The organism is Nocardiopsis sp. B62 (assembly GCF_018070675.1).
In the GTDB taxonomy this organism is placed as follows: Bacteria; Actinomycetota; Actinomycetes; order Streptosporangiales; family Streptosporangiaceae; genus Nocardiopsis; species Nocardiopsis prasina.
The window spans coordinates 19113-30433 of record NZ_JAGPXK010000028.1; the positions used below are offsets into that span (position 1 = coordinate 19113).

General features: G+C 69.9%; 8 protein-coding genes and 1 tRNA gene. 7 read left to right on the top strand and 2 right to left on the bottom strand.

The features are described 5' to 3' along the window. Positions 1 to 349: 349 nt before the first annotated feature. Positions 350 to 1696 carry a short-chain fatty acid transporter gene (locus KBX21_RS22420; RefSeq protein WP_210843516.1) on the top strand — a complete coding sequence of 449 codons (1347 nt, stop codon included), beginning with the start codon at positions 350 to 352 and terminating at the stop codon, positions 1694 to 1696. Between the two features lie 6 nt (positions 1697 to 1702). Here KBX21_RS22420 and KBX21_RS22425 read toward each other — a convergent pair whose 3' ends face one another. Next, complete coding sequence (locus tag KBX21_RS22425) at positions 1703 to 3154, bottom strand: FtsW/RodA/SpoVE family cell cycle protein (RefSeq protein WP_049575707.1); 1452 nt, start codon at positions 3152 to 3154, stop codon at positions 1703 to 1705. 303 nt (positions 3155 to 3457) lie between these two features. Here KBX21_RS22425 and eno point away from each other — a divergent pair, with 303 nt between their 5' ends. From eno to KBX21_RS22455, 6 genes are all read left to right on the top strand, one after another. After that, positions 3458 to 4741, top strand: a complete 1284-nt coding sequence (gene eno, locus KBX21_RS22430) for a phosphopyruvate hydratase (RefSeq protein WP_049575710.1) — start codon at positions 3458 to 3460, stop codon at positions 4739 to 4741. Positions 4742 to 4903: 162 nt separating this feature from the next. Then, entirely contained in the window at positions 4904 to 5278 is a 375-nt protein-coding gene (locus KBX21_RS22435) for a septum formation initiator family protein (RefSeq protein ID WP_049575713.1), read from the top strand. A 52-nt stretch (positions 5279 to 5330) separates the two neighbouring features. Next, positions 5331 to 5915: a DUF501 domain-containing protein gene (locus tag KBX21_RS22440; RefSeq protein ID WP_049575716.1), complete on the top strand. Its 585-nt coding sequence runs from the start codon at positions 5331 to 5333 to the stop codon at positions 5913 to 5915. Further along, positions 5912 to 6904, top strand: coding sequence for a Ppx/GppA phosphatase family protein (locus KBX21_RS22445; protein ID WP_049575719.1), 993 nt, complete (start codon positions 5912 to 5914; stop codon positions 6902 to 6904). Before KBX21_RS22440 ends, KBX21_RS22445 begins: the two co-directional genes overlap by 4 nt. 379 nt (positions 6905 to 7283) lie before the next feature. Continuing rightward, positions 7284 to 8660: an NAD(P)/FAD-dependent oxidoreductase gene (locus tag KBX21_RS22450; protein ID WP_049575722.1), complete on the top strand. Its 1377-nt coding sequence runs from the start codon at positions 7284 to 7286 to the stop codon at positions 8658 to 8660. A 130-nt stretch (positions 8661 to 8790) separates the two neighbouring features. Next, a tRNA-Leu gene (locus KBX21_RS22455) sits at positions 8791 to 8864 on the top strand. A gap of 538 nt (positions 8865 to 9402) precedes the next feature. On the opposite strand, the gene KBX21_RS22460 is transcribed toward KBX21_RS22455, so the two are convergent. Continuing rightward, complete coding sequence (locus tag KBX21_RS22460) at positions 9403 to 11166, bottom strand: helix-turn-helix domain-containing protein (RefSeq protein WP_049575725.1); 1764 nt, start codon at positions 11164 to 11166, stop codon at positions 9403 to 9405. Between the last annotated feature and the right edge of the window lie 155 nt (positions 11167 to 11321).

The following is an 11321-nucleotide window of genomic DNA, read 5'->3' on the forward strand; positions in this document are numbered from 1 at the left end:
TGCCGGGCTCCCGGAGCCCCCTCGGGCCGTTCACCGCCCACCTCGGGGAGCACCGTGACTGGGTGGTCGGCCGCCCTGCGCCGCCCGCGGTTCTCGCCGGGCCCTGACCCTCTGGGTCCGGCTGCACAGCGTCCTCTCGCTGGAACTGTCCGGTCACTTCAGCGGCTTCGACCCCGTGCTGTTCGAGTCGGGAGTGGACGACCCGCTGGCCTGACTCTGAAAACCCTCAAATCGCCCAGTTTGATCTTGACTCCCATGTGACCCATGCAACACAGTGCTCTCACCTCGGGGCCAGGGGCTCCGGCACCCTCCGCCGGAGCCGGGCCCCCGAACCCGTGGGAGCCTCCTCATGCGCCGCTTCGGAAACGCGCTCGCGGCGTTCAGCACCAGGTGGGTGCCGGACGCCTTCGTCTTCGCGGTCATCCTGTCCGCGCTCGTCTTCGGAATGGCCCTGTTCCTGACCGACCGCACCCCGATCCAGCTGGTCGGGGACTGGTACGGCGGGTTCTGGGGCCTGCTGGAGTTCGGCATGCAGATGACCCTGGTCCTGGTCACCGGGTACGCCCTGGCCTCGTCGCCTCCGGCGCGACGGGCGATCCACAGAGTGGCGGGGCTGGCCCGGGGTCCGCTGACGGCGGTGCTGGTCACGGCCCTGGGCTCGGCGCTGCTGGGCATGCTGCACTGGGGGCTCGGTCTGATCGCCGGTGCGCTCCTGGCCGTGGAGGTGGCCCGCTCCTGCAAGGAGCGCGGGATCAGGGTGCACTTCCCGCTCGTCGTCGCGGGCGGCTACACGGGGCTGATGGTCTGGCACAGCGGGCTGTCCGGATCGGCGCCGCTGCTCGTCAACACCCCGGGGCACTTCCTGGAGGACCAGATCGGCCTTGTGCCGCTCAGCGAGACCATCTTCCAACCCTTCAACCTGGTCTTCCTCGCGGCCATGCTGATCGGCGCCCCTCTGCTGCTGATGAGCATGACCCCCAAGCCGGAGGAGAGCGAGGAGATCGGCGACACCGCCGAGAGCGGCCCCGGCGGGATCGGGCGGCCCGCCAAGGAGGAACTGCGCGCCCTGTCACCGGCCCAGCGCCTCATGCACAGCCGTGTCCTGGTGTACGCGGTGGTCGCCGTGGGGCTGGTGTACCTCGTGCCCGCCATCGTGACCAACGGTGTGGTGGGCATGGACATCAACATGCTCAACTTCGCGTTCCTCATGGCCGGGCTCGGCCTGCACGGAACGCTCGCCAGCTACTCGGCGGCGGCCGCCGAGGGGGCGAGGAACGCCTCCGCCGTGATCATCCAGTTCCCCTTCTACGCCGGGATCATGGGGATCATGGACACCTCGGGGCTGCTGGAGGTCATCACCCAGTGGTTCATCTCGTTCTCCACCCCGTTCACGTATCCGTTCTGGGCCCTGATCAGCGCGTGCCTGGTCAACCTGGCCGTGCCCTCGGGCGGCGGCCAGTGGGCCGTGCAGGGGCCGGTGGTCATCGGCGCCACCGAGTCCCTGGGCATCCGCCCCGGGGTGGGCGTCATGGCGGTGGCCATGGGCGACCAGCTGACCAACGGCATCCAACCGTTCTGGGCGCTGCCGCTGCTCGCGCTCACCAAGCTGCGGGCGGGTCGAATCCTGGGCTACTCGGCGGTCGTGATGCTCTTCGGCATCCTCGTCGCCTCCCTGTGCATCACGTTCCTGACCTGAGCCCCGTCAGCGGCGGTCCCGGATGCCCTCGGGCAGGTCGCGCACGTTGATCACCTCGGTCTCGGGGTCGCCCGGCGCCAGCCCCGAGCTGAACGACTCCTGAGGACGGCGGGCGGTCTCGCTGATGGTCAGCAACAGGCCCACGATCAGCCAGTTGGCCATCAGCGCGGACCCGCCCGCGGACAGGAAGGGTGTGGTCATACCGGTGAGCGGGATGATCAGCGTCGCCCCGCCCAGCACGATGAACACGTCGAACGCGGTGATGAAGCCGTAGCCGAGCGCGGTGAGCTTGAGGAACACGTCCCGGCAGCCAAGGGAGATGCGCAGCGCCCGCTGGGCGAAGAGCAGCAGCAGGGTGAGCACCGCCATGAGCCCGGTCAGGCCCAGCTTCTCGCCCATCGACACCAGGATGAGGTCGCTGTCGGCGGCGAACAGGTTCTCCGCGTTGCCACTGTGGAAACCGGTCCCCAGCAGCCCGCCGTAGGCCAGGGCGATCATGCCCTCCACCACCTGGAAGCTGCCGCCCTCGCTGTGGTAGACGTCCGGGTCGAACGCGTTCAGCCAGATCCGCACCCGGTTCTGCACGTGCCCGAAGATCAGGTAAGCCACGTAGGCGCCGGCGGAGAAGGCCACCAGCCCGATCAGCACCCAGGACTTGCGCGCGGTGGCCGCGTACAGCACCGCCAGGAACGTGCCGAACAGCAGCAGCGAGGTGCCGAGGTCCTTGGTGCCCACCAGGAGGAGGATCGCCACTCCCCAGCCCACGGCCATCGGGGCCAGGTCCCGGGCGCGCGGCGCGCTGAACACCTTCACCCCGCCCACCCTGAAGGTGCGGGTGACCAGCGCCATCACGTCGCGCTGGCGGCCCAGGTACGAGGCCAGGAAGATCACCAGCAGCACCTTCGCGAACTCCGAGGGCTGCATGGTGAAGGGCCCGATCATGATCCACCGCCGGGCGCCCAGCACCTCGTGGCCCAGGGGCGACAGCGGGAGCAGCAGCAGGACCAGCGCGGCCAGGGCGATGAGGTAGGTGTACATGGTCAGGCGGCGCGGCTGTCTCACGAACACGATGGCGGCGGCGCACAGCACCATGCCGACCAGCGTCCACATCAGCTGCCTGTCGGCCTCACTGCTGCCGGGGGCGAGGTCCCGGGTCATCTGGAGCGCCCAGATCATGGTGATGCCGAGCCCGCTGAGAGCCGTGGCGACCGGGAGCAGCACGGGGTCGGCGTAGGGGGCCACGAACCGCAGCAGCACGTGCAGGGCGATCGCGCCCGCGCCGAGCACCACGCCGTACAGCAGCACCCGGTCGTCGACGCCGCCGGTCACCGACAGCGACGCGTACACGAGGGCGGCGAAGGTCACCCCGATCGACGCGAGCAGCAGCGCCAGTTCGGCGCGTCTTTGTCGTGCGGGGCGCAGAGCCCCGTCCAGTGGTTCGGTCCGCGGGTTGGCCATGCTCGTCCTCTACCGTTCACGCGGGGCCGTGGCTGTTCCGGTGTGGATGGGGGGACGGGCGGCCCTCAGTTGGAACTATAGACACGGGTGGGGGCCGGGCAAGCGGAACGGCCACTTCCGGGCGGTTCGGTTTAACCGGTACGTACCGATGTGGAGGTCACCCGGGCCGCGCCGGTGGGCGAATCGTCCGCTATGGACTAGACCAATCTGGCAGGGCGGGCACCACCCACCGGTCCGGGGGTCGCTAGTCTCGTGTCCGGGTCCGGAAACTGTGGGCCCAGACATCGAAGAGACGGAGAGATCGTGGCGTCCATCGAGGCAGTAACGGCGCGGGAGATCCTTGACTCCCGGGGCAACCCGACAGTCGAGGTCGAGGTCCTGCTCGACGACGGGACCCTCACTCGCGCTGGTGTCCCCAGCGGTGCCTCCACCGGCAGGTTCGAGGCGGTCGAGCTGCGTGACGGCGGCGACCGGTACGGCGGCAAGGGCGTGACCAAGGCCGTCACCGCCGTCAACGACGAGATCGCCGACGAGCTGCTCGGCCACACCCCCGACGAGCAGCGCATCATCGACCGCGCGCTCATCGACCTGGACGGCACCCCGGACAAGTCCCGGATCGGCGCCAACGCCATCCTGGGCACCTCCCTGGCCGTGGCCAAGGCCGCCGCCGAGGAGGCGGGTCTGCCGCTGTTCCGCTACATCGGTGGTCCCAACGCGCACGTCCTGCCCGTCCCGATGATGAACATCCTCAACGGTGGCGCGCACGCCGACAGCAACGTCGACATCCAGGAGTTCATGGTCGCGCCCATCGGCGCCCCGACCTTCTCCGAGGCCGTGCGCTGGGGTACCGAGGTCTACCACTCCCTGAAGTCGGTCCTGAAGTCGCACGGCCTGGGCACCGGCGTCGGCGACGAGGGCGGCTTCGCCCCGAACCTGGAGAGCAACCGTGCCGCGCTGGACCTGATCGTCGAGGCGATCGAGAAGGCCGGGTACAAGGTCGGCACCGACATCGCGCTGGCCCTGGACGTGGCCGCCAGCGAGCTGTTCTCCGACGGCGTGTACACCTTCGAGGGCAAGTCCCGCACCGCCGAGGAGATGGCCACCTACTACGGGGAGCTCGTCGACGCCTACCCGCTGGTCTCCATCGAGGACCCCCTCGACGAGGAGGACTGGGACGGCTGGAAGAAGCTCACCGAGCAGCTCGGCGCCAAGGTCCAGCTGGTCGGCGACGACCTGTTCGTCACCAACCCGGAGCGGCTCCAGCGCGGCATCCTCGCCGACACCGCCAACTCGCTCCTGGTGAAGGTCAACCAGATCGGTACCCTCACCGAGACGCTGGACGCGGTCTCCCTCGCCCAGCGCAGCGGTTACACGGCGATGATCAGCCACCGGTCCGGCGAGACCGAGGACACCACCATCGCCGACATCGCGGTGGCCACCAACGCCGGGCAGATCAAGACCGGTGCCCCGGCGCGCAGCGAGCGGGTCGCCAAGTACAACCAGTTGCTGCGTATCGAGGAGGAACTGGACGACGCCGCCGTCTACGCGGGCGTGTCGGCCTTCCCGAGGTTCGCCAAGCGCGGCTAGTCTGCCCCAGTGTCCCGCGAAACCAAGCAGCAGCCCACAAAGGCCAAGAAGGCGACCAAAGCCGACAGGCCTGCGAAGGCCGCTGCCCGCAAGGGCGCCAAGCGCGCGGGTGACGCGGGCACGAAGGACGCGGGCGTGGGCCGCACCCCCAGGGTGCGGCCCATGCTCACCAGCCGCGCGGCCATCCTCGCGCTGGTCGTGTGCGTGATCGCCCTGAGCCTGGCCTATCCGCTGCGCGAGTACGTCATGCAGCAGTCGGAGATCGCGCAGCTCAAGGAGGAGCGCGCCCGCATGGAGGAGAATGTCGCCCACCTCCAGGAGCGCGAGGAGGCCCTGGGCGACGAGGGCTACGTGGAGCGCGAGGCCCGCGCCCGGCTCCACTACCAGTACCCCGAAGAGACCGCCTACATCGTCATCAGGCCCGGTTCCGAGGCCGAGGCCGAGGCGGGCCCGGCCGAGCCCACCGAACCGTGGTTCACCGAGCTGTGGCGCTCGGTGGAGGAGGCCGACAGCCCGGACCCGGACGCCGGTCTCTAGGTCCGACGGACCCGGCCCGGGCGGGTACGGCGGCAACTATGCTGGGCTGGTCATGACTTCCGCAGATCAGCCCGTTCCGGGGCACACCGACGGCGGTCCCGCGTCCGAACGGGACCTCGCCGCCATCGAACTCCAGTTGGGCCGCCAGCCGCGCGGGGTCCGTGCCGTAGCGCACCGGTGCCCGTGCGGCCTCCCCGACGTGGTGAAGACCGCTCCCCGCCTGGAAGACGGCACCCCCTTCCCGACGTTGTACTACCTGACATGCCCACGTGCCGCCTCGGCGATCGGCCGCCTCGAGAACGAGGGCCGTATGCGTCGGATGCAGGAGCGCCTGGGCGAGGAGCCCGAGCTCCAGGAGGCCTACACCCGGGCCCACGAGTCCTACCTGGAGGAGCGCGCCGAGCAGGCGCGCGCCGACGGGATGGAGCCGTTGCCCGAGGGGATGCAGAGCACCGGGGGCATGCCGAGCAGGGTCAAGTGCCTGCACGCGCTGGTCGGCCACGAGCTGGCGGCGCCGGGCACCAACCCGTTCGGGGCGGAGGCCCTGGCCGAACTTCCGGACTGGTGGGCCAAGGGCCCGTGCGTGTGCGTGGACGAGAACGCCCCTGAGGGCGCTGAAGGGACGGACGCTTCATGAGCGGTGTCGCGGCGATCGACTGCGGAACCAACTCGATCAGGCTGCTGATCGCCGACGTGGTCTTCCTGGGCGACGACGAGGTCCAGGTGGTCGACGTCGACCGTCGGATGGAGATCGTGCGCCTGGGCCAGGGGGTCGACGAGACCGGGGCGTTCGCGCCCGAGGCCCTGGAGCGGACCTTCGAGGCGCTGCGCGGCTACGCGGAGACCATCGAGGCGCACGGGATCGAGCTGGGCCCGGACGCGGTGCGCATGGTCGCCACCAGCGCGACCAGGGACGCCAGTAACCGCCAGGAGTTCGTGGACGGTGTCCGCGAGATCCTGGGCGTGGAGCCCGAGGTGGTGACCGGTCTGGACGAGGCCGAGCTGTCCTTCGTGGGCGCCACGGCCGAGCTGGAGGCACAGGCCGCCGAGGGCGAGGCCGACGCGGACTTCACGCCGCCGTTCCTGGTGGTCGACATCGGCGGGGGCTCCACGGAGTTCGTGCTGGGCGGTCTGGACGACGACGAGGACCTCGTACGCGCGGCCCTGTCGGTGGACGTCGGCTGCGTGCGCATGACCGAGCGCCACCTGCGCGACGACCCGCCCACCAGGGAGCAGATCGAGGCGGCCACGGCCGACATCGACGCCGCCCTGGACGAGGTGGAGAAGGTCGTCCCGCTGCGGGAGGCCGGTTCGGTGGTGTGTGTGGCCGGGACCGCGACCACGGTCGCCGGGATCGCGATGGACCTGCCCGAGTACGACTCGGAGCTGATCCACCACTCGCGGGTCTCGGCCGAGGACCTGGAGCGGATCACGGGTGAGCTGTTGGTCTCGCGGCACGCGGAGCGTGCGGAGATCGGCGTGATGCACCCGGGCCGCGTGGACGTGATCGCGGCGGGCGCGCTGGTGCTGTCCCGTGTGCTGGCGCGGACCGGAGCGGACCACTTCACCACGAGTGAGCACGACATCCTCGACGGTGTCGCGTGGAGTCTCATCGTCCCTGAGTAAGAACCAGGGCAAACTAGTACTGAATAGGACATAACCTCCTCGAAAGGGACCTTCGGGTGATCCGGAGGGGCCTTTCGAGGGGGGTCCAGCAGGGCCCTCGGGTGAGACGCGTCACCCGGAAGACCCTTGTGAATGCATTCACAACTCATCTGACCTGCACAAACGTCCTCGCCTCGCACGTGGGGATGGTGGGAAGGTGGGCGGATGTGAACCTTCTCTGCGGGGAGGGGCTTGTGAAAGAATGCACAAGCAACCTTCCAGAGAGTCGGGAGCAAGAACCACGGCTCCACGGACCCCGGTGCGGGGAACCGGGAACGTGACAGCCTTCGCGGCCCTTGAGGCAAGGGCGCCAAAGATTAACCGTTAGGGCGGAAATGCGATGACCGAGAGCAGGAACTACCGGCTGGTGCACGGTGGCGGGGACGAGGCGGAGATCCCGCACATCCTCATCGTCGGCGGCGGTTACCTCGGGATGTACACCGCGAGGCGACTGGAGAAGAAGCTCGGATCCGGTGAGGCCCGCATCACCGTCATCGACCCGAACTCCTACATGACCTACCAGCCCTTCCTGCCCGAGACGGCCGCGGGCAACATCTCGCCGCGCAACGTCGTGGTCCCGCTGCGGAAGGTCTTCGACCGGGTCCGCGTGCTGGGCGGCCGCGTCGTGCGCATCGACCACGCCGACAACACGGTCCGCTACGAGCCCAACGTCGGTCAGCCCGAGACGCTCCACTACGACTACCTCGTGATGGCGGCCGGAGCGGTCTCGCGCACCCTGCCCATCCCCGGCCTGGCCGAGTGGGGCATCGGGATCAAGACCGTCGAAGAGGCGGCCTACCTGCGCAACCACGTGCTCAACCAGCTCACCATCGCCGACTCCACCGATGACGAGGCCGTGCGCGCCAAGGCGCTCAACTTCGTGTTCGTCGGCGGCGGGTTCGCTGGCGCCGAGGCCATCGCCGAGCTGGAGGACATGGTCCGCGACGCGATCCGCATCCACCCGTCGATCGACCACTCCGAGGTGAACTTCTACCTCATCGAGGCCGCGGACAAGATCCTGCCCGAGGTCGGCCCGGAGGTCGGCGGCAAGGCGCTCAACCAGCTCCGCCGCCGTGGCATCGACGTCCGCCTCAAGACCTTCCTCGAGTCCGCCGTGGACCAGCGCATCAAGCTCAGCGACGGTGCCGAGTTCGACGCGGGCACCCTGGTGTGGACCGCGGGCGTCAAGCCCAGCCCGGTCGTCTCCGCCAGTGACCTGCCGCTGGGCCCCAAGGGTCACGTCGACACCAGCGAGTACCTCACCGTCAACGGCACGGACAACGTCTTCGCCGGTGGCGACAACGCCCAGGTCCCCGACGGCAACGGCGGCTACTACCCGCCCAACGCCCAGAACGCGGTCCGCCAGGCGCCGGTGCTCGCCGACAACGTCATCGCGACCCTGCGCAACGGCAAGCTCAAGGCCTACCAGCACAAGAACCTCGGTGCGGTCGCCGGGCTCGGCCTGCACAAGGGCGCGGCCCAGCTGTTCGGCAAGATCAAGCTCAACGGCCGCCTGGCCTGGTACGCGCACCGCTCGTACCACCTGCTCGCGGTGCCGACCTTCAACCGCAAGCTGCGGGTCCTCTCGGACTGGACGCTCGCCTTCTTCCTGCGCCGCGACTTCGCCGCGCTTCCGGAGATGTCCGAGCCGCGCCAGGCCTTCGAGGAGGCCAGCCAGCCGCAGGTCGAGGACGGCCGCCTGCGCCGCGTGAGCTGATCCCGCGCGACGCCTTCGGCGCGAACACGAACGAAACGACCGGCCTTCTCGCGAAGCCGGTCGTTTCGTGTCCCCATCCGGCCAAGCTGAACCAAAGTGGGCAATCGGCCCGGCCGGTATGATGGGCCACGCCCTCGTAGCCCAATGGAAGAGGCAGGCCCCCTAAAAGGGTCACAAGTGTCGGTTCGAGTCCGACCGGGGGTACTTTGTTTGCTTTGGGCCTCCGCTTCGCTTTGGCCCGGGTTCGGCGCCTTTGCAGAGGAACCTTCGGTGTCTGCGGTGTGATGGCTCGTTCCTCGCAATCCCACCTCCACCACCTCCAGAACCCTCTCCGGCGCTTTGGCTTTCTCTGGGCCTCCGCTTCGCTTCGGCCCGGGTTCGGCGCCTTTGCAGAGGAACCTTCGGTGTCTGCGGTGTGATGGCTCGTTCCTCGCGATCCCACCTGCGCCACCTCCAGAACCCTCTCCGGCGCCGAACCAAAGCACCCCCCTTGCGGCTGGGGCGTACAGGCTGGACTCACGCCTGTGGCTGAGGTGTCCGGTCCGTACTCCGCCGGTGGCTGAGGTCCCGATTCGCTCCACCCGTGGCTCAGGTGCCTGGTTCGCACTCCGCCATGCTGAGGTGCCTGGTCAGGTCTCACGCCTGTGGCTGAGGTGCCTGGTCCGCATTCCACCATGGTTGAGGTGAGCGGTCGGGACTCCGCCAGTGGCTGAGGGGGTGGGCGTGGGCGCTCGTGTGGGGGTCAGCCCTGTTCCATGAGCAGTTGGAGCTGGGCGAACAGGCGCTCTCCCGGGTCGGAGAGGTCGATTCCGCTCACCGAGGCCGCGCGGCGCACGCGGTAGCGGAGCGTGTTGGGGTGGATGTGCAGCCGCTCGGCGGCCGCCCTCGCGTCACCGAAGGCCTCCAGATAGGCCAGCAGGGAGTGGACGAGGTCGGCGCCGCCCGCCTTGTCGTACTCGATCAGTCGGCTCACCCGGGGGTCGCGCAGCGACGGGTCGGCGCGCAGGTGCGCCAGGGTCTCGCTGATCAGAACCCGGGAGCGCACGTCGGAGATGGTGGCCACCTCCCAGTCGGTGCCGCCGTCCAGGTCGCGGCCCATCGCGTCCAGCACCCGGTCGGCCTCGGCGCGGGACTCGGGGACGTCGCGCAGCCGCTCCACCAGTGAACCCACGGCCGCCTGCACGCGCAGACCCAGCGCCGCCCGCGCGGCCGCCACGGTCTTTCGGGTCAGGGCCAGCACCGACTGCTCCACCCCGCGCCAGCCGTCGCCGCCCGGGGCACGGGCCAGGTCCGGCAACAGCACGTACACGCGGCCGTCGAGCTCGGTCACCAGGGAACTGCGGCGGTAGGCGGCCGTGTGCACGGACACCAGATCGATGAGCTGGCGGCGGCGCAGCTCCCGCACGGGCCGGTCCGGGCGCTCACCGTCCGCCCCCTCGGGTTCGGCCTCTCCCGAGGCGGGATGACTGAGCGAGAAGGCCGCCACCAGAGCTGCTCTCTCGGTGTGCACCTCGACGGTGTCCGCGAGGGCGCTGGCGTCGATCCGCCCCTCCAACAGGCTGGACAGCAGGTCCTCGCGCAGCCGCAGACCGGCGCTGGTCTGGGTGCGCTGCCGGATCATCTGGAGCGCGGTCGTGCGGGCGGCCCCGAGCAGCGCCTCCTCGGCGTGCTGGGACAGCGGCTGGGAACCCTCCTGCACCCAGATGGCGCCCAAGGGTTGGCGCCCGGCGTGGATGCCCACCGCAAGGCGGCGGCGGATCCCGAGCTCGGGGTGCTCCTCGACCCGGACCACCTCCTCACCCGCGCGCAGCTTCGTGAACACGCCCCACTCCCGCAGCAGCGCCAGGTAGGACTCCGGCCCCTGGCGGCCGAGCACGGACAGGCGGCGCAGCTCGTCCACCTCCGCTCCGCTGGAGTAGGCCAGCACGCGGCTGGCGGAGTCCTCGATGCTCACCAGCCCGCCGGTGAGCTGGGCGATGGTCTGCGCCATGGAGAACAGGTCCCCGGTGGCCTCACCCAGGTCCTCCGAGGTGTTCAGCCGGGCGTCGTCCACGATGCTCTGGCACACCGACTGGAGCTGGTCCCAGCGCACCTCGGGCCGGACCGCGAGGAGCGCCACGCCGCTCTCCTGCGCCTCGGCGCGCAGCGTCCTCAGCTCGTCGGCGCCGGAGCGGGAACGGCCCCGGGGGTCGCCGGAGGGCGGGATGGTCTCCTCGGCGGGGGCGTACCCTCCGGCCTTGACCGCGACCGCCGTGGCGCCCTGCGCCGCCAGGGCCCGGACCAGACGGCGGGCGGCCCCGCCGCGCACGCCGATCAGTAGGACCAGGTCCCCTTCGCGGGCCTCCACGCGGTCCTCGGGGTCGATGATCACGACGTTGTCCACCTGGACATCCAGCCCGTCCGGTGCGGCGGCGACGTCCAGGATCGGGTCGCCGAGGGCCAGGAGAAGCCTGCGCAGGGGCAGGCCCGACCCCTCTTCACTCTGTGGTACTGAATGACCAGGCATGACGTGGTTCCTCACCGGTCGGGTCCGGTGACCGACACTACTGGAGGGGCGGGGGAGTGGCGTCGGCTCTTGTGAGGTCACAAGTGCCTGGGTTTGTCCTGGTGAACAAATAAGGCTGGCAAAGAGTGGCCCGTCCCACAAGGTCCGCGCGGGGT

Bases quoted from the DNA above. Each gene is read 5' to 3' on its own strand.
- KBX21_RS22420 (WP_210843516.1), top strand. From the start codon at position 350: ATGCGCCGCTTCGGAAACGCGCTCGCGGCGTTCAGCACCAGGTGGGTG.
- KBX21_RS22425 (WP_049575707.1), bottom strand. From the start codon at position 3,154: ATGGCCAACCCGCGGACCGAACCACTGGACGGGGCTCTGCGCCCCGCA.
- KBX21_RS22435 (WP_049575713.1), top strand. From the start codon at position 4,904: ATGCTCACCAGCCGCGCGGCCATCCTCGCGCTGGTCGTGTGCGTGATC.
- KBX21_RS22440 (WP_049575716.1), top strand. From the start codon at position 5,331: ATGACTTCCGCAGATCAGCCCGTTCCGGGGCACACCGACGGCGGTCCC.
- KBX21_RS22445 (WP_049575719.1), top strand. From the start codon at position 5,912: ATGAGCGGTGTCGCGGCGATCGACTGCGGAACCAACTCGATCAGGCTG.
- KBX21_RS22450 (WP_049575722.1), top strand. From the start codon at position 7,284: ATGACCGAGAGCAGGAACTACCGGCTGGTGCACGGTGGCGGGGACGAG.
- KBX21_RS22460 (WP_049575725.1), bottom strand. From the start codon at position 11,166: ATGCCTGGTCATTCAGTACCACAGAGTGAAGAGGGGTCGGGCCTGCCC.